The following is a 20,673-nucleotide window of genomic DNA, read 5'->3' on the forward strand; positions in this document are numbered from 1 at the left end:
TTCGCGTTTTTCCCTTCGCGCTTCCCGGCGCTTTTCCGGGCGCGTTTCCCGCGTTGTTCCCGCGTTGTTCCCGCGCCTTCCGTCGTTGTGTTCCTCGTGCCTTCCTTGCCGCTTCCCGCCGCGCGTCACTTCGGCAGCGCGGGGATCATCCACGTCAGCACGTGCTGCTGCAGGAACACGAGCACGCCGAGCAACAGTGTGAGGATCACGCTGTGCCAGAACGTGCGCGCGAACACGATGCCTTCCTGCCCCTTCAGGTCGGTCGTCGAGACGCCCGTCGCGATGTTCTGCGGCGAGATCATCTTGCCCATCACGCCACCCGACGAGTTGGTCGCGGCCATCAGTACCGGATCGAGGCCGAGCTGCCGCGCGGCGACCACCTGCAGGTTGCCGAACAGCGCGTTGCCGGACGTGTCGCTGCCGGACAGGAACACCGCGATCCAGCCGAGCGACGCCGACACGAGCGGGAACAGCGCACCGGTCGACGCGACACCGGTGCCGAGCGTGTAGCTGATTCCCGAGTAGTTCAGCAGGTACGCAAGCCCGACGATCATCATCACCGTGATGATCGCGATCCACGTCTGCCGCCACGTCTTGACCACGCATTCGAGGAACGCGCCGGCGCCGGTGCGCGTCAGCACGGCCGTGATGATCGCCGACAGGAGGATCGCGGTGCCGGTGCCGAGCGGCTGGAAGTCCCAGATCGCCGCATACGGCTTGTGGTACAGCGACACGAAGACCGCGTTGTGCAGGCCCGGCCACTTGATCTTCACGTCGCCGATCGCCGCGATGTTCGCGTGCACCCAGACGATCACGACCACCGACACGACGATCCACGGCAGCCAGCCGCCGAAGCCCGCGCGCGCGGCGCCGGCCGTCGCGGGCACGCTGCGCGCGAGCGCGTATTGCGGATCGGGCTGCGGCTTCCACACCTGCAGGAAGCCGATCGTGACGATCAGCGACGTGAGCGACGACAGCACGTCGGTGAGCTGGTAGCCGAGGAAATTCGACGTGACGAACTGCGCGATCGCGAAGCTCGCACCCGACACGAGCAGCGCGGGCCACAGTTTCGAGATCGAGCGCAGGCCGCCGTACGCGCCGACCACGTAGAACGGCAGCAGCAGCGCGAAGAACGGCAGTTGCCGGCCGACCATCGCGCCGAGCGTCGCGGGCGGCAGCGACGTGACCGCGCCGAGCACGGTGATCGGCACGCCGAGCGCGCCGAACGCGACTGGCGCCGTGTTGAACAGCAGCGTGTAGGTGAGCGCTTCGAGCGCGGGGAAGCCGAGCGCGATCAAGAGTGCGCTGGTGATCGCGACCGGCGTGCCAAACCCGGAGATCCCTTCGAGCAGGCAGCCGAAAGAGAACGCGACGACGAGCAGCACGAGGCGGCGGTCGTCGGGCAGGTGGTCGAGCATCCACTGCCGGAACTGGTCGAAGCGGCCCGACTTCACCGCGATGTTGTACAGCAGCAAGGCGTTGAACACGATCCACATCACCGGCACGACCGCGAGCGCCATGCCGGCGCCGACCGCGTTGAACGCGAGGCCGGCCGGCATGCCCCACGCGCCGATCGCGACCGCGAGGCCGGTGACGAGGCCGGCGAGCGACGCCTGCCATGCCGGCCGGCGCAGCACGCCGAGCGCGATCAGCGCGACCGCGATCGGGATCACGGCAACGAGGAACGACAGGAACAGCGAGTTGGCGACGGGCGTCAACGGCTGCGCGAACAGGATGCCGGGCGGCAGGGTTGCGGTGGGATTCATCGTGTCTCCGTGTCGACAGGAGTTAGCGCTTTAGCGCTTACTCCTGTCCCATGCTTCGCGGTCGACAGGAGTTAGCGCTTTAGCGCTTACTCCTGTCCCATGCTTCGCGGTCAACAGGAGTTGGCGCTTTAGCGCTTGCTCCTGTCCCATGCTTCGCGGTCGACAGGAGTTAGCGCTTTAGCGCTTGCTCCTGTCCCATGCTTCGCGGTCAACAGGAGTTGGCGCTTTAGCGCTTGCTCCTGTCCCGTATCAAACGTGCGTTCCACGACGGCGAAGATCACCCGACGCTTGCGCATGCAACCATGCCGCAGCGCCGACCGATCGGTCGCTTAAAAAAGGTTAGGAGGCGCATCGCGCTTGCACAAGGAGGGCAAGCCCGATGCGCGCGGCGTCGACACACGGAATCCGCCGCACGCTGAACGGCGGCTGGCGCCGCACTGACACGCACGCCAGCATGCCGCCGGCGCAATGTTGCTCAGGCGACAAAGGTGACTGACGGCACGCGGGGTGTTTCGTTTGGCGTCCGAAGCCTAGACTGGCTGCATCGATTCCGCCCGCGCCGACGAAGGGCGCGGCGCCGGATACCTCACGGAGCAAACACGATGAAGACCATAAAACTTGCGGCGTGCGCATTCCTGCTGATCGGCTCGGCTGTCGCCGCCCAGGCCCAGGCAGCGTCGACGCTGACGCGCGCGCAAGTTCGCCAGGAACTCGCGGAACTGCAGGCCGCCGGCTACCGGCCGAGTCTCGCCAGCAGCCCGGACTTTCCGCAAAACATGCAGGCGGTCATGCAGCGCGCCGCGCAGGCGCGCGGCGACGCGGCCGGCTACGGCAGCAACGGCCATGCGAATGTGGAATCAGGAAAACCGGCACTGCCGCACGTGGTCGATCGCGACACGTACGCGCATCACTGAAGTGGACGAAACCGGGCCGGGCGCGTGACTGCGCAACCGGCCTGCCCGCCGCGCAATGCGCAGCGGGCAGCGGGCAGCGGCCATCAAACGCTGAAGCGGTTCAGCGTATACGCACGATAGGCCGCGACGAACGCGTCGAACGATCCGGCCTCCTTCGTTTCCAGCTCGGCCTGCTCGGCCAGCGACTTCGCGGCGAGCGCCTGCTCGGCGCGCATCGTCTCCGCCGACGGCGGGTTCGCGCGCAAATGCGCGGCATGCGCTTCGCTGTGTGCGCACGCGAACGCGAGGAACGACTGCCCGTTCTCGCGCATCGTGCGCAGCACGCGCGCCGACGGCGTGCGCTCCGGATCGGCGAGCTTCTCGCGCTGCGCGGCAATCGCACGCACATGCTCGTCGCCACCGCGGATCTCGTCGAGACGGCGCCCGACGGTTTCGATATCGGTCATCAGGTCGTCCGCCCACGCCTGCAGCGTGACCGGCTGGCCGTCGCGCGTCAGCGTCAGCCCGGGCTTGCGCCCGTCCATCGTCACGCTGCCGAAGTTCGCGTTCGCTTCCTTGTACGCGTCGCAGTCGAGCGCGGGGCTCTCGTCGAGCGCGCACGCGAGCAGGAATGCGTCGATGAAGCGCGCGGTCTCCAGCGCGATGCCGGTCGGCTCGAACGGATCGATGTCGAGGCAGCGTACTTCGATGTACTGCACGCCGCGCGACGCGAGCGCATGCAGCGGGCGCTCGCCCGAATACGTGACGCGCTTCGGCCGGATCGTCGAGTAGAACTCGTTCTCGATCTGCAGCACGTTCGTGTTGATCTGGATCCACTCGCCGTCGCGATGCGTGCCGATCGCCTCGTATGGCGGATACGGCTCGCTCACGGCCTTCGACAGCGCGTCGAGATAGCCGGGCAGCGTGTTGTAGTCGACTTGCAGCGCGGCCTGCGCGGTCGTGTTCGAGTAACCGAGGTCGCTCATCCGCAGGCTCGTCGCATATGGCCGGTACAGCGTATCGGCGTCGAACGTGTCGAGCTTGTGCGGCTTGCCGCGCAGGAACTTCGTGTCAAGCGCGGGCGACGCGCCGAACAGGTACATCAAGAGCCAGCTGCGGCGGCGGAAGTTGCGGATCTGCGCGAGATAACGCTCGGACTGGTAGTCGACCAGCGTGGCCGTCGAGCCCTCTTCCGCATGCAGGCGCCGCCACACTTCCTCGTGCAGCGAGTAGTTGTAGTGGATGCCGGCGATGCACTGCATCGTGCGGCCGTAGCGATACGCGAGGCCGCGCCGGTACACCGTCTTCAGGCGGCCGATGTTCGACGTGCCGTAGTCGGCGATCGGGATTTCGTCGTCGGCCGGCAGTTGGCCCGGCATCGAGTTATTCCACAGCATCTCGTCGCCGAGCGACGCATACACGTAGCGGTGCAGATCGTCGAGGCGTTCGAGCGTGATCGACGCGTCGGCTTCCGCCGGCGTGATCAGTTCGATCAGCGCTTCGGAATAGTCGGTCGTCAATGACGGGTGCGTGAGTGCCGAACCGAGCGCGCGCGGATGCGGCGTGAACGCGATCATCCCGTCGCGCGTCACGCGCAGGCTTTCCTTTTCGATGCCGCGCAGGCCGTCGGGCAGATGCTGCCGCGTCGGGCCCGAGCTCAGCGCTTCGAGACGATTCAGCAGCAGTTCGGACTGGCGGTGAGTCATGGTGTTCGACATGGAGACGCAAGTGCGTGACGGCCGCGCGCAGGATGCCGCGCGGCCGGCTGGATTATTGGTCGCTTCGTTGGTAGCGGGCACTTTAACATCTCGCCGTCACGCGCGCTTGAGGTGACTCCGGGTGGTGCGCGCCCGCCGCGGCGGGCCGCCGGGCGGGCCGATGACGACGATCGCCGCGCGCGCGGCGGACCGTCCGTCGGCACCGCCGGACGCGACGATCACGCGAAATTCGTCGGAAGTAACATGAGCCGTGCACGCCACGGCGCCGCCAGGTGCAACCCGCGCAGCCGAACCCGCGATGCGTCGCCGTCACGCTCGAGCCGTCCGCACGCCGGGGGATGACGGCCGCCGGAACGGGGTGATCGCCGTCAAGCGTCGCAACCGTGAGCACCACCGACCGATCGCTGCCGGCCCGGCGCCGTTTGCGGGTCGCAGCGCGGCCCTGCCCCGCGCACCCGCCGGCCGGCCGCGGCGACCGTCATCCGCCGCGCGCGCCGCCGGCCCGGTCGGCCACGTCGTTCCACAGATGCAGCGCCGCATACGCGCGCCACGGCCGCCAGCCTTCGGTGCGGCGCTTCTGGCTCGTGAGCCGGTCGAGCGACGGATCGCGCGCGGTGATCGACTGCATCAGCACGAGATCGGACGCCGGCCATGCGTCCGGGTCGCGCCACGCACGCATCGCGATGTATTCGACGGTCCACGGGCCGATGCCGGGCAGGTCGAGCCAGGCGCTCCGCAGCGTCGCGAGATCGGCCTGGGCGGGATCGAGCGGCGCGTGGCCGGCCGCCACCGCGCGCGCCACGCCCGTCAGCGCCGCGGCCCGCTTGCCGGGCATTCCGATCTTCTCCAGATCGCAGGCTGCGAGCGCGTCCGGCGTCGGGAAACGCCAGGCGGGCACGCCGTCCGACGCCGCCATGCCGTCGTCGTGCGCGACGCGCTCGCCGGCCCGCTGGACGAGCCGGCCGACGATCGTCGTCGCCGCCTTCACGCTCACCTGCTGGCCGACGATCGCGCGCACCGCGAGCTCGAATCCCGACCATGCGCCCGGCACGCGCAGCCCCGGGGCTGCATCGACGAGTGGCGCGAACCACGGATCGCGTGCAAGCCCGCTCCCGATCGCGGCCGGATCGGCGCCGAGGTCGAACATCGACGCGACGCGGCGCGCGAATGCATCGTCGACATGCCGCGCGGCCGCCCCGTCGACCGTCGCGATCAGGCAATGCCTGCGCGGATGCTTCGTGACGGTGAGCCGGCCCGCGTCGCCGTGCAGGTCGACGATGCGGCGATACACGCCGTCGACGACCTGTTCGACGCCCGGAATCGCCCGTCCGCTGAAGAAGCGCAGCACGCGCGCCCAGTCGTACGGCGCCTTGAAGCGCAGTTCCATCTGCGCGGACGGCGGCACCTGGCCGCCATCCGCGATCGACGTAATCGTGTTTTTTTCGATGCTCAAACTGCGTTGCCCTCCGCAACGGCTTCGGTTTCATCGTCGTGCGCATGGCGCGCCTCGGACGCGAGCAGCGTCGCCTTGCGGCGCACGCCCCAGCGATATCCGGCGAGCGCGCCGCCCTTCTGCACGACACGGTGGCACGGGATCGCGAGCGCGACCGGGTTCGACGCGCAGGCCGATGCGACGGCCCGCACCGCACGCGGCGCGCCCAGTGCCTCGGCGATCTCCGAGTAGCTGCGCGTTTCGCCGTACGGGATGTGCGTCAACGCTTCCCAGACGCGCTGCTGGAACGCGGTCGGCGCGATGTCGAGCGGCAGGTCGAACGCGTGCCGCGTGCCGTCGAGGTAGGCGCGGATCTGCGCGACGAACGGCGCGAGCCGCGAAGGCGATTCGACCAGCTCGGCACGCGCGAACGCATCCGTCAGTTCGCCGACGAGCGATGCAGGCTCGTCGCCGAACGCGATCCGGCAGATGCCCTGTTCGGTCGCGGCGACGAGCACCGTGCCGAGCGGCGTCGACGCGGTCGCGTAGTCGATCCGCAGGCCGGCGCCCTGGCGACGGAACGCGGACGGCGCCATCCCCAGTTCGCGCGGCACCGATGCGTAGAGCCGCGACGGCGAGTTGAAACCCGCGTCGACGGCCGCCTGCGTGACCGGCTGCCCGCTTTGCAGCGCCTCGCGCAAGGCGGCGCCGCGCTGCGCGGCCTGGTACTGCCGCGGCGACACGCCGACCACGCGCTTGAACAGCCGCTGCAGGTGGAACGGGCTTACGTGCACGGCGTCGCTCAGTTGCTGCAGCGTGAGCCGCTCCGCATGCGCGTCGAGCACCGCGCAGGCACGATTGACGATCTCGAGCTCGCGCGGCAGCCCTTCCGGCTGGCAGCGCTTGCACGGACGAAAACCGGCCGCGCGCGCGTCGGCCGGACTGGCAAAGAAGGACACATGCTCGCGCCGCGGCAGCCGCGACGCGCAGCTCGGGCGGCAGAACACACCGGTCGTGCGCACGGCGTAGAAGAACGCGCCGTCCGCATGCGGGTCGCGGGCGGTCACGGCGCCCCAGCGGGCATCGTCGGTCGGATAGGCGGTTTTCATCTGAACCTCGCACTCTCTAGTGTAGATGGTGCCTACTCTAGACATCGGCATGGGCCGTCGCGCCCTGAATCTTGCTCTGTGATTCGCACCGGCGAAACCGGGGGCACATCGCAATCGATCAATCGGACGAAACACCGCGCAAAGCGCTGCTCCGGCACCGCTTTCGTCATCGGCGCGTCACCCTTTTGCTGCAGTGCGGCTGCGACCAATCGCCGTCCTGACCATTTTTTACACTCGGAATATTGCAACGCACCATCGCCGTGTGTATAGTTGGAACTGTCTCCTCCATGTCTCCTCCTGATATGGATTAAGCCCGTTCCGCTCTGCGTGAACGGGCTTTTTTTCGTCCGTCGATCGTGCAGCATTGCGGCATCCTTAGCCGGCGCGGTCTACACTCGGTGCACGCCATCCGAAGGAGTGCCCCGCTCATGAAACCGACCATCCGCGCGATCGATCACGTCGTGCTGCGCGTGACCGACATGGCTGCGATGACGCGCTTTTACTGCGATGCCGTCGGCTGCCACGTGGAGAAGGAACAGCCCGACCTGGGCCTCGTGCAGTTGCGCGCCGGCGACGCGCTGATCGACCTGCTGGCGGTCGGCGGCCCGATCGATCGTCCCGACAGCGGCCCGCCCGGCACCGGCCGCAACCTCGACCATCTGTGCCTGCGCGTCGAGCCGTTCGACGCCGACGCGCTGATCGAGCATTTCGCCGCGCATGGCGCGCGCCCCGGCGCCCCCGCCGATCGCTACGGCGCCGGCGGCTACGGGCCGTCGATCTATCTGTTCGATCCCGAAGGGAACATGCTGGAATTCAAGGGGCCGCCCGCCGCGTTCGGCTGAGCGGCGCGCCGGCGGTCAAGCGTCGGCGAACGGCTTCAGCACCGTCCATTCGACCGCCACCGGATCGTGGTCGGCGCTCGAGATCCAGGCGGCGCCGTCCTGCACCGTGCACTGCAGGCGCATCGTGCGCTCGGCGAGACGCCCGAGCGCGGCCGCGACGCCATCGGCCAGCGACAGCACCTGCACGTTGCGCAGCCGCTCCACCTTGCTGCGCACGCCCTGCCACCAGATATCCGAGGTCTTGCCGCCGTACGCGATCACCGTGACCTGCCCGGCGCGGCCGGCCGCCTTCGAGATGCGCCGTTCGTCGGGCTGGCCGGCCTCGATCCATACGTCGATCGCCCCCGTCAGGTCCTTCTGCCACAGATCGGGCTCGTCGACGTCCGACAGCCCCTTGCAGAATTCGAGACGCTCGTGCGCGAACAGCGCGAACGCGACGATGCGCACCATCATCCGGTCGTCGGTTTCGGACGGGTGACGGGCGACCGTCAGCGCGTGATCGGCGTAGTAGTGCCGATCCATGTCGGCGATTTGCAGCTCGGCTTTGTAGATCGTGGATTTCAGCGCCATGCGGATACGGCCCGGGCGGGCATTCGGTTCGGTCGGGCCGTGATGATACCGAATGCGCGCCGCCCGGCGCGTGACGGGCGCGCCACAGCACGACGGCCCGGCATCGGCCGGGCCGCGTTCGGGTCGCGCCGCCGGCGGTTGCGGCAGGCGCGCGGGGGCGAGAGGTGCGCGTGCGGGTTACTGCTTGACGAAGCGCGAATCGGTCCAGAGGCCCTGCTGGTCGCTGTTGTCGGCGCTGACGAACTGGACGTCGCCCTGATCGACCGACACCACGCGGAAGCGCTGGCCTTCCGGCACCGACAGGCAACGGTAGTCGTCGAAGTACTGCTGCTTCGCCTGCGACTTGCCGTCACGTTCGTGACTCAGTACGGAGTCCAGATTGTCTTTCGACAGACAGCCCCACGCATTCTTCGTCAGCTGGATTTCCTGCTTCGGCTGGACAGCCGCATCGCCGCCCGCCTGGGCGATCGACACCACGGAAAATGCGCCGACGAGGGCAAAAAGGACACCGGTACGCTTCATCATGTTCTGTCTCCAGGCTTGCGGGCACCAGGCTCGGTTAGCTATGTGTTTAAAGGTGATCGTGAACCCGCGTTTTTCACTTTAGAAGACCGGCAAGCGATATCAAGCACATTTGTTGTGCGATCGCAATAGCGGCGAATTGTCGCACCCTGCGCGCGCCCGGTTTTTCACTTGCTGCGGCGTCTGCCGTCCGGCGGATTCGCCCGCGCCGCCGGAAGCAAAGCCTCATCCGGCAAGCCTTTCGGAGAAACTACAGTCCATCGGCTGAACGGTTTGGATAATTCATTTCAATAGCGGGACCGTTTTGATGCGTTGCACATAAAGTCATCCGAAATGATCTGAATTTACCGCAGTGCGGCACCGGATTTACCTGATACAAGAAAAATGCCAGGTATAAGCGCACTCGTATTTACCCGTATTTTTCCGGGCAGGCTTGGCGCCCGCTGCAGCGGAGCCGCAGCGGGCGTTCGCCAGTATTTTTACCCCACCTTATTTAGATCGCTTGCGGACGCTCGAAATAATCGCGCTGGAAAATGCACATGCGATAAGCGTTGTGATACGCGCCGTTTCCGAAAAATTCTTCCTTCAATTCCGCCTCGTGCTGGAATCCGCATTTCTCGTACACGTGGATGGCCGCCGCATTCGACGTGTCGACGATCAGGTACAGCTTGCGCATGTTCAGCACCTTGAACGCATATTCGATCGCGAGGCGCGTCGCCTGCCCCGCATAGCCGCGCCCCTGGCATTGGGGCGCGATGATGATCTGGAATTCGCCGCGACGGTGAATGTAGTCGAGCTCAATCAGCTCGACGAGGCCGACCAGCTCGTCCTGCGGATCGACCGCGACGAAGCGGCGCTCGCGCTGGTCGTGCACGTGACGGTCATACAGTTGCGACAGCTCGGAGAAGGTTTCGTACGGCTCCTCGAACCAGTAGCGCATGATCTTCGCGTCGTTGTTCAGCTCGTGAACGAAGCGCAGGTCCTGGCGCTCCAGCGGCCGTAGTGCAAGCGTGTGCTTGTCGTTCTGGAGTTGCATGTTCGTGTCCTTTTTGATGCCCGCGCGCGCATGAAACACCCGTGCGGCGGCGCCGCGAACGGGGCGCGTTCCGCGCTGTAAGAAGTTGACCGCGGGCGAAGGTCAGAGCCTAGAATGGACACAAGGGTTCCTGCCACCGCAAGGAGGCTATCGTGATCGAGCAAGTCATACTCGGCATCTTCCTCGTGCTGCCACTCATGATCGTGGCTGCGCTGTTCTCCGACGAACTGTGGCAGGAACATCGGCGCCAGCATCCGCGCGACGAAAATGCACCGCATATCGACTGGAAACATCCGTGGCGCCGGGTGCGGCGCGGACACTGAGCCGATCGCCATCCCCGCAGCGCACCCGCGCGGGCGGGGCGCTGCACACGGTGCAAACGGTGCAACCGCTTTCCGCCACGAACCGCGTCGAACCGAATCCCGTCCAACCAGCGAGCCGCCGCCGTGAACGACAAACCCGCTCTCCCTCCGCACGATATCCCCGGCGAAGCGATCGACCTGCAGATTGCCGACGTGCTGGCGGCCGTCCGTTACCCGGCCAACAAGGATGCGATCGTCGACGCCGCACGCGACGCCGGCGCCAGTAACGAAGTGCTGTCGATGCTCGACGGCCTGCCCGAACAGGACTACGCGGACGTCGATGCCGTCACGCGCTGGGTCGCAGGCAACTTCGGCCCCGGCCTCGGTATTTGAGCGCACGCCAATAACGCGATAGGATCGGGCCGCACCGGTTGCGCTGCGGCCGGATGCATGCTGCCCGGCGCCAAGACCGGGCGTGACCGCACGAGTGCCCGGGGGAATCCATGGAAGGCATCCTGATCCAGCATACGACGCGTCGTCAGCTTTGGTTCGGCGCGCTCACGGCACTCGTCATCATGCTCGCGCTGGCGATCGCCGTGCCGCACGCAAACGTCACGCTGCCGGCCGTCGAGCCGTTCATGCCGATGTGCGCGCTGACCGTGTTCACCACCGCGAGCATCGCCGCCTTCTTCCTCGGCGCGCAGTTCACCGTCACGCGCCAGCCCGTGCTCGGTGCGCTCGGCGGCGCCTATGCGTTCACCGCACTCGCCGTCGCGCTGCAGCTGCTCACCTTCCCCGGCGTGTTCGCGCCGCAAGGCCTGCTCGGCGCGCGTCCGCAAAGCGCCGCGTGGATGTGGGTCTTCTGGCACGCCGGCTTTCCGTGCTTCGTGATGGCCGCGCTGCTCGCGCGCGAGCGGCTCACGCATGCGCCGGTCGGCGCGGCGCAGACGCGCCTGTGGACCTTCGCGCTGGTCGGCGGCCCGGCCGTCGCGGCCGCGCTGCTGTGCGTGCTCGCGCTGAACGTCGCCCTGCCGCCCGCGTTCCATCCGCCGGGCGATGCAGCCGCGCTGCCCGTCGACGGGATCGCGCTGGTCGTGTGGCTGCTCAATGCGCTCGCGCTCGTCGCCGTGCTGGCTTCCGGCCGACTGCGCACGACGCTCGACCTGTGGCTCGCGATCGCGGTGCTCGCCTGCCTCACCGATACGACGCTGAACCTGCTGACCACGAGCCGCTTCACGGTCGGCTGGTATCTCGCACGCGTGTTCAGCATGTTCACGCCGGGCGTGCTGGTGTGCGTGCTCGCCTGGGAAGTGACGAAGCTGTATCAGCAGCTGTTCGAGGCGCACGCGACGCTGGTTCGTTCGTCCGCGCGCGACGGGCTGACCGGCGCGTTCAATCGCAGCCACTTCAACGATCACTTCCACACGTTGTTCCTGCAGGCGCGGCGGCAAGGCGAGCCGCTGTCGCTGCTGATGGTCGACGTCGATCACTTCAAGGCGTACAACGACGCGTTCGGTCACGTGAAGGGCGATGCGTGCCTGATCGCGGTCGCGAATGCGCTGGCCGGCGCGGTGCGGCGGCCGGCCGATATCGTCGCGCGCTACGGCGGCGAGGAGTTTGCCATCGTGCTGCCGAACACCGGTGCGCGCGGGGCACGGGTCGTTGCCGAGGAAGCGCGCGAAGCGGTGCTGCGGATCGATCTCGCGATGCCCGGGTCGCCGGCCGGGCGCGTGAGCGTCAGCGTCGGCTGCGCGACCGTGTCGGCCGACGACCTGTCGACGCCCGATGCGTTGATCGAAGCCGCCGATGCCGCGCTGTATCGTGCGAAGGATGCGGGGAGAAACCGCGTCGTGGCGGCGTGAAAACGTCTGCGGATTGGGGATTTGTTACGGTCATTGTGACCGGAATAATCCGCCGTTACGGATTGCCGCACAGGGAAACGATCGCTTACAGCCGGTGTTGAAGGCGCTCGCTATGCTGGGTTCATGTCGAATCCGAGCAGGTGAGCGTGATGAAGAAAACCCTTTTGCTGATTGCCGGTGTCGCCGTGCTGTTGAGCGGCTGCATCGTGGTGCCGGATGGTGGCGGGTATGGGTATTACGGTGATGGCGGGTATTACCACCATCATCATCGGCATTGGGATTGATGCATTGCACCCCGGCTGTCGCGACGACGCAGTCCGGATCAGTCCATTGATCCGGATCGCTGGGGACGGGAATTCGAAGCGCCGGTGTTCCGTTGAAATGCCCGCCTACTTGCCAATACAAAACCTGCTGAAAATCACGCCCAGCAGATCATCCGAAGTGAACTCCCCGGTAATCGCATTGAGTTGCTCCTGCGCGAGCCGCAGTTCCTCCGCAAACAGATCGAGCGATTGCGCGCGCTGCTCGGCGTGATCCGCCGCCTGCGCCAGATGCTCCTGCGCAGCCCGCAGCGCAATCAAGTGCCGCTCGCGCGCCAGATAAACGCCTTCCGCCCCCGCCTGCCACCCCGCGATCCGCAGCAGTTCCGCGCGCAACATGTCGATGCCGTCGCCGCGCTTGGCCGACAGATGCACCTCGGTCAGGTCGCCTTCGGCCGCCGGATGCTCGACGCACGCCGGCACGCCGGTGAGGTCCGTCTTGTTCAACACCCGCACCACCGGCACGCCATCCGGGAACCGTGCCGCGATCGTCTCGTCGTCCGCCGTCATCCCCGTGCGCGAATCGAGCAGATGCAGCACGACGTCGGCGCGCTCGATCTCGCTCCACGTGCGCGCAATCCCGATCCGCTCGACTTCGTCCTCCGTCTCGCGCAGCCCGGCCGTATCGATGATGTGCAGCGGAATCCCTTCGACCTGGATCGTCTGCGCGACCTTGTCGCGCGTCGTGCCCGCGATCGGCGTAACGATCGCCAGCTCCGCGCCGGCGAGCGCATTCAGCAGCGACGACTTGCCGACGTTCGGCTGCCCCGCGAGCACGACCGACAACCCTTCACGCAGCAGCGCGCCCTGCCGCGCGTCACCGAGCACGTGCGCCAGTTGCTCGCGGATCCTCGCGAGCTTGCCGCGCGCATCGGCCGCTTCCAGGAAGTCGATTTCCTCTTCCGGGAAATCGAGCGTCGCCTCGACCAGCATCCGCAGCGTGATCACATCCTCGACGAGCGCGTGGATCTGCCGCGAGAACGCGCCGTCGAGCGAGCGCCCGGCCGAGCGCGCCGCCGCTTCAGTACTCGCCTCGATCAGGTCGGCCACCGCCTCGGCCTGCGCGAGGTCGAGCTTGTCGTTCAGAAACGCGCGCCGCGTGAACTCGCCCGGTTCCGCGAGCCGCAACCCGAAGCCGCGCCCCGCATCGAGGCAACGCTGCAGCAGCAGCTGCATCACGATCGGCCCGCCGTGCCCCTGCAACTCGAGCACGTGCTCGCCGGTGTACGAATGCGGCGCGGGGAAATACAGCGCGATTCCGCGGTCGAGCGGCGCGCCGTGCGCGTCGAGGAACGGCACATAGCTCGCATGGCGCGGCGCGAGCCGCTGCCCGCACAACGCGTCGATCAGCGGCAGCGCGGCCGCCTCGCCGCCGCGCCCGAACGACACGCGGACGACGCCGATGCCCCCCCGGCCGGCAGCAGTGGCAATGGCGACGATCGGATCGGAATCGGTAGCGAGCATGGGAATCGGATGAATCGGGTGAACAGAGCGTCAGTGGTGCGCCCGCACAACAGTTCGGGCATCGGGACGCCGGCATTGTAGCCTGCCGGCCCGCACGCCACCGGACGCCTGATCGGCGTCGAACTTACCCGAATTTATCCCGACGGGGATAAGTCGAGTATCAATGCCGGACAATCACGTCCTGTCCATTTCGGACGAGTATGCCTTTCCGAACGGTCCGACACTGCGGCCCCAATTCCGCCGCACGGTCCACGGCAGGTTGGGATTCGTCCGTATAGGCTATGTTTAGCCTATATGGTTGTCTGAGACGTGTCGGCGGAATTGCACAATCACCCCCATGCCGACACCCGAAGAAAAAGCAGCGTTCTCGGAACGCCTGAAATTCGCCTTGCGGCGCAGCCCGGACAAGGTCACCGGCGCGACGGAACTCGCGAACCGGTTCAATCTGCGTCACCGCGGTGCGCAGCCGGTTTCGCCGCAAACCGCGCACAAATGGCTGACGGGCCGCACGATTCCGACGCCGGACAAACTCGAAACGCTCGCCGACTGGTTGCGCGTCGAACTGCATTGGCTGCATTACGGCCCGTCGCCGAGCGTGACCGAACACACGACGCCGCAACCGCTGCCGCGCGACGAGCGTTATCCGCCAACACCCGAGACGATCGAACTCGCGTCGAAGATCGAGGCGTTGCCGCCGCATCAGCGTTACCTCGTTCAGGAACTGATCGAGCAGTTCTACGGCGGCGACACGAAAATCGAAGCGAAGAAAGCCTGAACGGCAGCGGTCAACGCCCCCGCGCCGCCACGCGACAGAAACAAAAAAGCCGCATGGATGAAACCATGCGGCTTTCTTACGTGCATCGCGGACGGCTGGCCGCCCGCGTGTGCCAAGGGCGTCAGGCCTTCTTGCCGCCGCCGAGCTTGCGCGTGATGTAGTACTGCTGCGCGATCGACAGCACGTTGTTCACGACGTAGTACAGCACGAGACCTGCCGGGAAGAAGAAGAACATCACCGAGAACGCGATCGGCATGAACTTCATCATCTTCGCCTGGACCGGGTCCGGCGGCGTCGGGTTCAGGCTCGTCTGCACGAACATCGAGACGGCCATCAGCACCGGCAGGATGAAGAACGGGTCGCGCTGCGACAGGTCGTGAATCCACAGAATCCACGGCGCGCCGCGCATTTCGACCGACGCGAGCAGCACCCAGTACAGCGAGATGAACACCGGGATCTGGATCACGACCGGCAGGCAGCCGCCGAACGGATTGACCTTCTCGGTCTTGTACAGCTCCATCAGCGCGGCGTTCATCTTCTGCGGATCGCTCTTGAAGCGTTCGCGCAGCGCCTGCATGCGCGGCGTGATTTCCTTCATGCGCGCCATCGACTTGTAGCTGGCAGCCGACAGCGGGAAGAACACCGCCTTGATCAGCACCGTCAGCAGCACGATCGCCCAGCCCCAGTTGCCGACGAAGCCGTGGATCTTCTCGAGCAGCCAGAACAGCGGCTTCGCGATGATCGTCACCCAGCCGTAGTCCTTCACGAGTTCCAGGCCCGGCGCGACGCCCTCGAGCATGCGCTCTTCTTCCGGACCGGCGAACAGGCGCGCCTGCACGTCGGCCGACTGGCCCGGCGCGATCGCGGCGACCGGCTGCTTCACGCCGACGCGGTACAGCGCCGGATCGATCTTTTCAGCGTAGATGTCGCGCTTCGCGCCCTGCTGCGGAATCCAGGCCGACGCGAAGTAGTGCTGCACCATCGCGACCCAGCCGTTGTCGGAGGACTTCTCGAAGTTCGCCTTGTTCTTGTCGAGGTCGCTGAAGTCGATCTTCTGGAAGTGCTTCGCGTCCGTGTAGACCGCCGGCCCGAGGAACGTATGCGAGAACATCGGCGTTTCGACGGCCGTGTTGTCGCGCACCAGTTCCATGTAGACCGTCGGCGTGACCGGTGCCGTGCCGACGTTGTCGATCTTCGTGTCGACGCCGATCACGTAGCTGCCGCGCGTGAACGTGTAGGTCTTCACGACCTTCACGCCGCCCTTCACCGGCGATTCGAACGACAGCTTCAGCGTGTTCTGGTCGCCCGTCAGCGACGTCGGGCCCGCGTTGACCTGCGTGTAGACGTCGTTGTGGTTCGGGAAGTCGCCGCCGAGCAGGCCCGAGCGCGCGAGATACGTGTGGCCGGCCGTATGGTCGAACAGCGTGATGTACAGGTCGGGCTGCTTGCCGTCGCCCTGCTTCTTCAGCGTCAGCTTCGCGAGCGTGCCGCCGCGCGTGTCGATTTCGCCGTCATACACGTCGGTCGAGAACTTCACGAGCTGCGCCTGCGCGGCCGGTGCCGTCGTCGACGGTGCGGTGCCTGCGGCTGCGGCAGGTGCGTCACCTACGGTCGTCGTCGTCGCGCCCGTGCCCGATGCACCGCCCGCAGCCGCGGGGGCCGTTTGCGTGGCGCTCGGGAAGAACATCGACGGGCGTCCATGGTCGCGCTGCCAGTTGTCGTACAGCATGACAGCTGACATGAAGAAGATCACCCATAGGACGGTGCGTTTGATATCCATGCGTTGTCTCAGAGTCGATGGGACCGCGCGTCGGCTTCGCCGCGAGCGCGAGTGTCGGAGTTGGGCGGCGGGACGAGGTCGATGCCGCCCGCGGAAAACGGATGGCATCGGCACACGCGCCTGACGGCGAGATACGTGCCGCGCGCGGCGCCATGATACTGGATTGCCTCGCGCGCGTAATCCGAACAGGAAGGATAAAAACGGCAACGGTTGCCGAGCATCGGGCTCACGGCAACCTTGTAGAAGCGCAGCAAGGCGATCAATACCGTTTCCATACCTTGGGCGGCGCCGTAAGACGCCGCGTCAAAACCGGCCGGGCAGGCGCGAACGCCGCACCGGACACGGATGCGTCACTCGGACGCGGGCTTCGACGCCCGGCGGGCGATTTCCCGGACTGCCCTGTCGAGCAGTTCGCGGATCTCGGCCGCGCACATCGCCGCGAGCGGGGCGGAAGCCGCGCTCGGCAGCGCTTTCTTGTCGAAGCGCGTGTGCTGCCGCAGCAGCAGGTCGTAACCGGCGAATTCGGTCCGGCGCAGGCGAAACGCGTCGCGCGCCAGCCGCTTCACGAGGTTACGTGTTACTGCACGCGGCGCATACTTCTTGCCGACGACGAGCCCCAGACGCGCGGGCTGACCGGTCGGCTTGCCGTAGATCACGAAGTGCGCGGAGCGCCGCCAGGGGCGCAAACGAAAAACGGATGAAAATTCATCCGTTTTCAGAAGTCGCGCAGCTTTCGGGAAGGCGGCTTTCGTCTGCGACGGATTCGCACCCGGCTCGACGGCACCTTCCGCAGGACTGCGGACGGCGGACACAGCGCGCAACCTGCCTTAGATGGCGAGGCGCTTGCGGCCCTTCGCGCGGCGAGCGTTGATGACCTTGCGGCCACCTGCCGTCTTCATGCGGACACGGAAGCCATGGGTGCGCTTGCGGCGCGTCACGGACGGTTGGTAAGTACGTTTCATGATGTTCTCACTTGTTCGAGAATGTCGAAATTCAGGGGACCGCGTGCCCTTAACCGGAGGCATTCGGGCGAACGCAATCGCCGGGAATACAGGATTGGTTTTCGCGGAACCCGCTATTTAAACCGTTTTTCTCTTGACGGTCAATACTTTAGGAGTCGCTCGCCTGTGCCGGCCCGCGCCGATCCGGCCCCGCGACCCACAATCCCGGCCTGTGGATAACTCGCGCTGTGGCCGCGTTTGGCGGTAGAATCTCGCCTTATCTCCAAGAATCCCGCACGCCGCCTCGGCCCGCGCCTGCCCCTCCAACACTGTGACGCAGGCGTCCGAGGCACGCTCGCACGACCGCTTCGGGCCTTGTTGCGCAACCGCGACAAGGGCGCCGGCGAGCCGCGCTGTGCACGCAAAAAACGACAGTTACTTGATGAACGATTTCTGGCAACACTGTTCCGCACTGCTGGAGCGCGAGCTGACGCCCCAGCAGTACGTGACGTGGATCAAACCCTTGGCCCCGGTGGCCTTCGATGCGTCGGCGAACACGCTGTCCATCGCCGCGCCGAACCGCTTCAAGCTGGACTGGGTCAAGAGCCAGTTTTCGGGACGGATCTCAGATCTGGCCCGAGATTTCTGGAATGCGCCGATCGAAGTCCAGTTCGTCCTCGATCCGAAGGCAGGCATGCGCAGTGCAGCGGCCAGCGCCGCACCGGGCGCAGCCGCGCCGCGTGCGCCGCTCGCACCGAGCGGCCCGGCCGCCACGGCCGCCACGGTGGCCGCGATCGCCGCCAATCTGACCGCGAATGCATCGGCCGCACCGAGCGCGCCGGCCGACGTGCCGATGACGCCATCGGCTGCCGCCGCGCATCACCTGAACGCCGACGACGCCGACATCGACCTGCCGAGCCTGCCCGCGCACGAAGCGGCGGCCGGCCGCCGCACGTGGCGTCCGGGCCCCGGTGCGGCACCCGCGAACGGCGGCGAAGCCGATTCGATGTACGAGCGCTCGAAGCTGAACCCCGTGCTCACGTTCGACAACTTCGTGACCGGTAAGGCGAACCAGCTCGCGCGCGCCGCCGCGATCCAGGTCGCGGACAACCCGGGCATCTCGTACAACCCGCTGTTCCTGTACGGCGGCGTCGGCCTCGGCAAGACCCACCTGATCCACGCGATCGGCAACCAGCTGCTGCTCGACAAGGCCGGCGCGCGGATCCGCTACATCCATGCGGAACAGTACGTGTCCGACGTGGTGAAGGCGTACCAGCGCAAGGCGTTCGACGACTTCAAGCGCTACTACCACTCACTCGACCTGCTGCTGATCGACGATATCCAGTTCTTCTCCGGCAAGTCGCGCACGCAAGAGGAATTCTTCTACGCGTTCGAGGCGCTGGTCGCGAACAAGGCGCAGGTGATCATCACCAGCGACACGTATCCGAAGGAAATCTCGGGCATCGACGATCGCCTGATCTCGCGCTTCGACTCGGGCCTCACCGTCGCGATCGAGCCGCCCGAGCTGGAAATGCGCGTCGCGATCCTGATGCGCAAGGCGCAGTCGGAAGGCGTGAACCTGTCGGAAGACGTCGCGTTCTTCGTCGCGAAGCACCTGCGCTCGAACGTGCGCGAACTCGAAGGCGCGCTGCGCAAGATCCTCGCGTATTCGAAGTTCCACGGCCGCGAGATCTCGATCGAGCTGACCAAGGAAGCGCTGAAGGACCTGCTGACCGTGCAGAACCGGCAGATTTCGGTCGAGAACATCCAGAAGACCGTCGCCGACTTCTACAACATCAAGGTCGCCGACATGTATTCGAAGAAGCGCCCCGCGAACATCGCGCGGCCGCGGCAGATTGCGATGTATCTCGCGAAGGAACTCACGCAGAAGAGCCTGCCGGAAATCGGCGAGCTGTTCGGCGGGCGCGATCACACTACCGTGCTGCACGCGGTGCGCAAGATCGCCGACGAGCGCAGCAAGGACGCGCAGCTCAACCATGAGCTGCACGTGCTGGAACAGACGCTGAAGGGCTGAGCGCGCGCACCGCGCTTGATAATTCGGCCTCCGCCCCAATTTAAGGGGGGCGGTTCGGTTTTGAGGCACAATACTGGTTTGACCGCCCCGGTGGTGGCGGGCCAAGAGCCCGGCCGGCGGGGCGCTGCGAGGCTGCTGCGCTGCAGGCCGTTACTCAACGAAGGAACTCTATGCAACTGGTCAAGACCGAACGAGACACACTCCTCAGGCCGCTGCAAACGGTCAGCGGCATCGTCGAACGCCGCCATACGTTGCCGATCCTCGCCAACCTGCTGATCACCAAGAACGGCCCGGACGTTTCGTTCCTGTCGACCGACCTGGAGCTGCAGATCACCACGCGCGCCGATTTCGGCGTCGGCGGCGACCAGGTCGCGACCACCGTCGCCGCGCGCAAGCTGCTCGACATCCTGCGCGCGATGCCTGACGGCCAGGTCACGCTGTCGCTCGCCGACAAGCGCCTCACCGTTCAATCGGGCAAGAGCCGCTTCGCACTGCAGACGCTCGCGGCCGACGAGTTCCCGACCGTCGCGCAGGCGAAGGATTTCGGCGCCACGCTCACCGTCCCGCAGAAGTCGTTCCGCCAGCTGCTCGGCATGGTTCACTTCGCGATGGCGCAGCAGGACATCCGCTACTACCTGAACGGCATGCTGCTCGTCGTCGACGGCGACCAGCTGATGGCCGTGGCCACCGACGGCCACCGCCTCGCGTTCTCGTCGATGAAGCTCGAAGGCGGCACGTTCGGCCGCCAGGAAGTCATCGTGCCGCGCAAGACGATTCTCGAGCTGCAGCGCCTGCTCGAAGACATCGACGACACCGTCACCATCGACATCGCGCAAACCCAGGCCAAGTTCACGTTCGGCCAGGTCGAGCTCGTGTCGAAACTCGTCGAGGGCAAGTTCCCCGACTTCCAGCGCGTGATCCCGAAGGCGCACAAGAACACGTTCGAGATCGGCCGTGAAGAACTGCAGCGTTCGCTGCAGCGCGCGGCGATCCTGACCTCGGACAAGTTCAAGGGCGTGCGCTGCATCATCGCACCGGGCCAGCTGAAGATCATGTCGACCAACGCCGATCAGGAAGAGGCGCAGGAAGAACTCGAAATCGCCTACCAGGGCGATACCGTCGACATCGGCTTCAACGTCACGTATCTGCTCGACGTGCTCGCGAACCTGAAGGTCGACACCGTGCAGGTGAGCCTCGGCGACGCCAGCTCGAGCGCGCTGATTACCGTGCCCGAGAACGACGAGTTCAAGTATGTCGTGATGCCGATGCGCATCTGACGCGCACGACATCGCGACACACACCAGGG

The 20,673-nt window shown here is 66.3% G+C and carries 22 protein-coding genes; 9 read left to right on the forward strand and 13 right to left on the reverse strand.

The window, feature by feature from the left end:
* Nucleotides 1-125: 125 nt before the first annotated feature.
* The gene (locus DIE12_RS15585) at nt 126-1,766 is read right to left on the reverse strand and encodes an L-lactate permease (protein ID WP_124486726.1); all 1,641 of its coding nucleotides are present in this window, start codon (nt 1,764-1,766) and stop codon (nt 126-128) included.
* Between the two features lie 602 nt (nt 1,767-2,368).
* Between DIE12_RS15585 and DIE12_RS15595 the strand changes: the two genes are divergently transcribed.
* Complete coding sequence (locus tag DIE12_RS15595; RefSeq protein WP_124520577.1) at nt 2,369-2,680, forward strand: DUF4148 domain-containing protein; 312 nt, start codon at nt 2,369-2,371, stop codon at nt 2,678-2,680.
* Between the two features lie 83 nt (nt 2,681-2,763).
* Here the strand turns inward: DIE12_RS15595 and gshA are convergent, their stop codons facing one another.
* The 4 genes from gshA to ada all read right to left on the reverse strand — a co-directional run bounded on the left by gshA (nt 2,764) and on the right by ada (nt 6,918).
* A complete protein-coding gene (gene gshA / locus DIE12_RS15600; RefSeq protein WP_185500353.1) occupies nt 2,764-4,377 on the reverse strand; it encodes a glutamate--cysteine ligase in 1,614 nt (537 codons plus the stop codon).
* 96 nt (nt 4,378-4,473) lie between these two features.
* Nucleotides 4,474-4,599, reverse strand: a complete 126-nt coding sequence (locus DIE12_RS38625; RefSeq protein ID WP_260426209.1) for a hypothetical protein — start codon at nt 4,597-4,599, stop codon at nt 4,474-4,476.
* Nucleotides 4,600-4,855: 256 nt separating this feature from the next.
* A complete protein-coding gene (locus DIE12_RS15605) occupies nt 4,856-5,830 on the reverse strand; it encodes a DNA-3-methyladenine glycosylase (protein ID WP_124520579.1) in 975 nt (324 codons plus the stop codon).
* On the reverse strand, nt 5,827-6,918 hold the full coding sequence (ada, locus tag DIE12_RS15610; protein WP_044847321.1) for a bifunctional DNA-binding transcriptional regulator/O6-methylguanine-DNA methyltransferase Ada: 1,092 nt from the start codon (nt 6,916-6,918) through the stop codon (nt 5,827-5,829). The genes DIE12_RS15605 and ada overlap by 4 nt, the downstream gene beginning before the upstream one ends.
* Nucleotides 6,919-7,346: 428 nt before the next feature.
* On the opposite strand from ada, the gene DIE12_RS15620 reads away from it, so the two are divergent.
* A complete protein-coding gene (locus DIE12_RS15620) occupies nt 7,347-7,760 on the forward strand; it encodes a VOC family protein (RefSeq protein ID WP_124520580.1) in 414 nt (137 codons plus the stop codon).
* A 15-nt stretch (nt 7,761-7,775) separates the two neighbouring features.
* On the opposite strand, the gene DIE12_RS15625 is transcribed toward DIE12_RS15620, so the two are convergent.
* The 3 genes from DIE12_RS15625 to speG form a co-directional block, all read right to left on the reverse strand.
* Nucleotides 7,776-8,330: a YaeQ family protein gene (locus tag DIE12_RS15625; protein ID WP_124486733.1), complete on the reverse strand. Its 555-nt coding sequence runs from the start codon at nt 8,328-8,330 to the stop codon at nt 7,776-7,778.
* 177 nt (nt 8,331-8,507) lie between these two features.
* Complete coding sequence (gene sap1, locus DIE12_RS15630; protein WP_044848669.1) at nt 8,508-8,855, reverse strand: surface attachment protein Sap1; 348 nt, start codon at nt 8,853-8,855, stop codon at nt 8,508-8,510.
* 490 nt (nt 8,856-9,345) lie between these two features.
* On the reverse strand, nt 9,346-9,888 hold the full coding sequence (speG, locus tag DIE12_RS15635; protein WP_124520581.1) for a spermidine N1-acetyltransferase: 543 nt from the start codon (nt 9,886-9,888) through the stop codon (nt 9,346-9,348).
* A 152-nt stretch (nt 9,889-10,040) separates the two neighbouring features.
* On the opposite strand from speG, the gene DIE12_RS38080 reads away from it, so the two are divergent.
* The 4 genes from DIE12_RS38080 to DIE12_RS38630 all read left to right on the forward strand — a co-directional run bounded on the left by DIE12_RS38080 (nt 10,041) and on the right by DIE12_RS38630 (nt 12,336).
* Nucleotides 10,041-10,211, forward strand: coding sequence for a hypothetical protein (locus tag DIE12_RS38080; protein WP_044848668.1), 171 nt, complete (start codon nt 10,041-10,043; stop codon nt 10,209-10,211).
* A gap of 123 nt (nt 10,212-10,334) precedes the next feature.
* The gene (locus DIE12_RS15640) at nt 10,335-10,583 is read left to right on the forward strand and encodes a DUF2795 domain-containing protein (protein WP_006756942.1); all 249 of its coding nucleotides are present in this window, start codon (nt 10,335-10,337) and stop codon (nt 10,581-10,583) included.
* A 110-nt stretch (nt 10,584-10,693) separates the two neighbouring features.
* Nucleotides 10,694-12,052: a sensor domain-containing diguanylate cyclase gene (locus tag DIE12_RS15645; RefSeq protein ID WP_124520582.1), complete on the forward strand. Its 1,359-nt coding sequence runs from the start codon at nt 10,694-10,696 to the stop codon at nt 12,050-12,052.
* 149 nt (nt 12,053-12,201) lie between these two features.
* Nucleotides 12,202-12,336, forward strand: coding sequence for a hypothetical protein (locus tag DIE12_RS38630; RefSeq protein WP_257773917.1), 135 nt, complete (start codon nt 12,202-12,204; stop codon nt 12,334-12,336).
* A 105-nt stretch (nt 12,337-12,441) separates the two neighbouring features.
* Here the strand turns inward: DIE12_RS38630 and mnmE are convergent, their stop codons facing one another.
* The gene (mnmE, locus tag DIE12_RS15650) at nt 12,442-13,836 is read right to left on the reverse strand and encodes a tRNA uridine-5-carboxymethylaminomethyl(34) synthesis GTPase MnmE (protein ID WP_124520589.1); all 1,395 of its coding nucleotides are present in this window, start codon (nt 13,834-13,836) and stop codon (nt 12,442-12,444) included.
* 337 nt (nt 13,837-14,173) lie between these two features.
* Here mnmE and DIE12_RS15655 point away from each other — a divergent pair, with 337 nt between their 5' ends.
* Nucleotides 14,174-14,611, forward strand: coding sequence for a helix-turn-helix domain-containing protein (locus tag DIE12_RS15655; protein ID WP_124486743.1), 438 nt, complete (start codon nt 14,174-14,176; stop codon nt 14,609-14,611).
* Nucleotides 14,612-14,732: 121 nt separating this feature from the next.
* Here the strand turns inward: DIE12_RS15655 and yidC are convergent, their stop codons facing one another.
* From yidC to rpmH, 4 genes are all read right to left on the reverse strand, one after another.
* A complete protein-coding gene (gene yidC, locus DIE12_RS15660) occupies nt 14,733-16,391 on the reverse strand; it encodes a membrane protein insertase YidC (protein ID WP_124520590.1) in 1,659 nt (552 codons plus the stop codon).
* A gap of 8 nt (nt 16,392-16,399) precedes the next feature.
* The gene (gene yidD, locus DIE12_RS15665; RefSeq protein WP_006750110.1) at nt 16,400-16,666 is read right to left on the reverse strand and encodes a membrane protein insertion efficiency factor YidD; all 267 of its coding nucleotides are present in this window, start codon (nt 16,664-16,666) and stop codon (nt 16,400-16,402) included.
* A gap of 75 nt (nt 16,667-16,741) precedes the next feature.
* Entirely contained in the window at nt 16,742-17,203 is a 462-nt protein-coding gene (gene rnpA / locus DIE12_RS15670) for a ribonuclease P protein component (RefSeq protein ID WP_069746674.1), read from the reverse strand.
* Nucleotides 17,204-17,218: 15 nt separating this feature from the next.
* Entirely contained in the window at nt 17,219-17,353 is a 135-nt protein-coding gene (gene rpmH, locus DIE12_RS15675; protein ID WP_004198824.1) for a 50S ribosomal protein L34, read from the reverse strand.
* A gap of 421 nt (nt 17,354-17,774) precedes the next feature.
* Here rpmH and dnaA point away from each other — a divergent pair, with 421 nt between their 5' ends.
* On the forward strand, nt 17,775-19,367 hold the full coding sequence (gene dnaA / locus DIE12_RS15680; protein ID WP_221623843.1) for a chromosomal replication initiator protein DnaA: 1,593 nt from the start codon (nt 17,775-17,777) through the stop codon (nt 19,365-19,367).
* A 170-nt stretch (nt 19,368-19,537) separates the two neighbouring features.
* Nucleotides 19,538-20,644, forward strand: coding sequence for a DNA polymerase III subunit beta (dnaN, locus tag DIE12_RS15685; RefSeq protein WP_006756934.1), 1,107 nt, complete (start codon nt 19,538-19,540; stop codon nt 20,642-20,644).
* Nucleotides 20,645-20,673: the final 29 nt, after the last annotated feature.

This window comes from Burkholderia sp. Bp9015, assembly GCF_003853505.1.
Classification (GTDB): Bacteria; Pseudomonadota; Gammaproteobacteria; order Burkholderiales; family Burkholderiaceae; genus Burkholderia.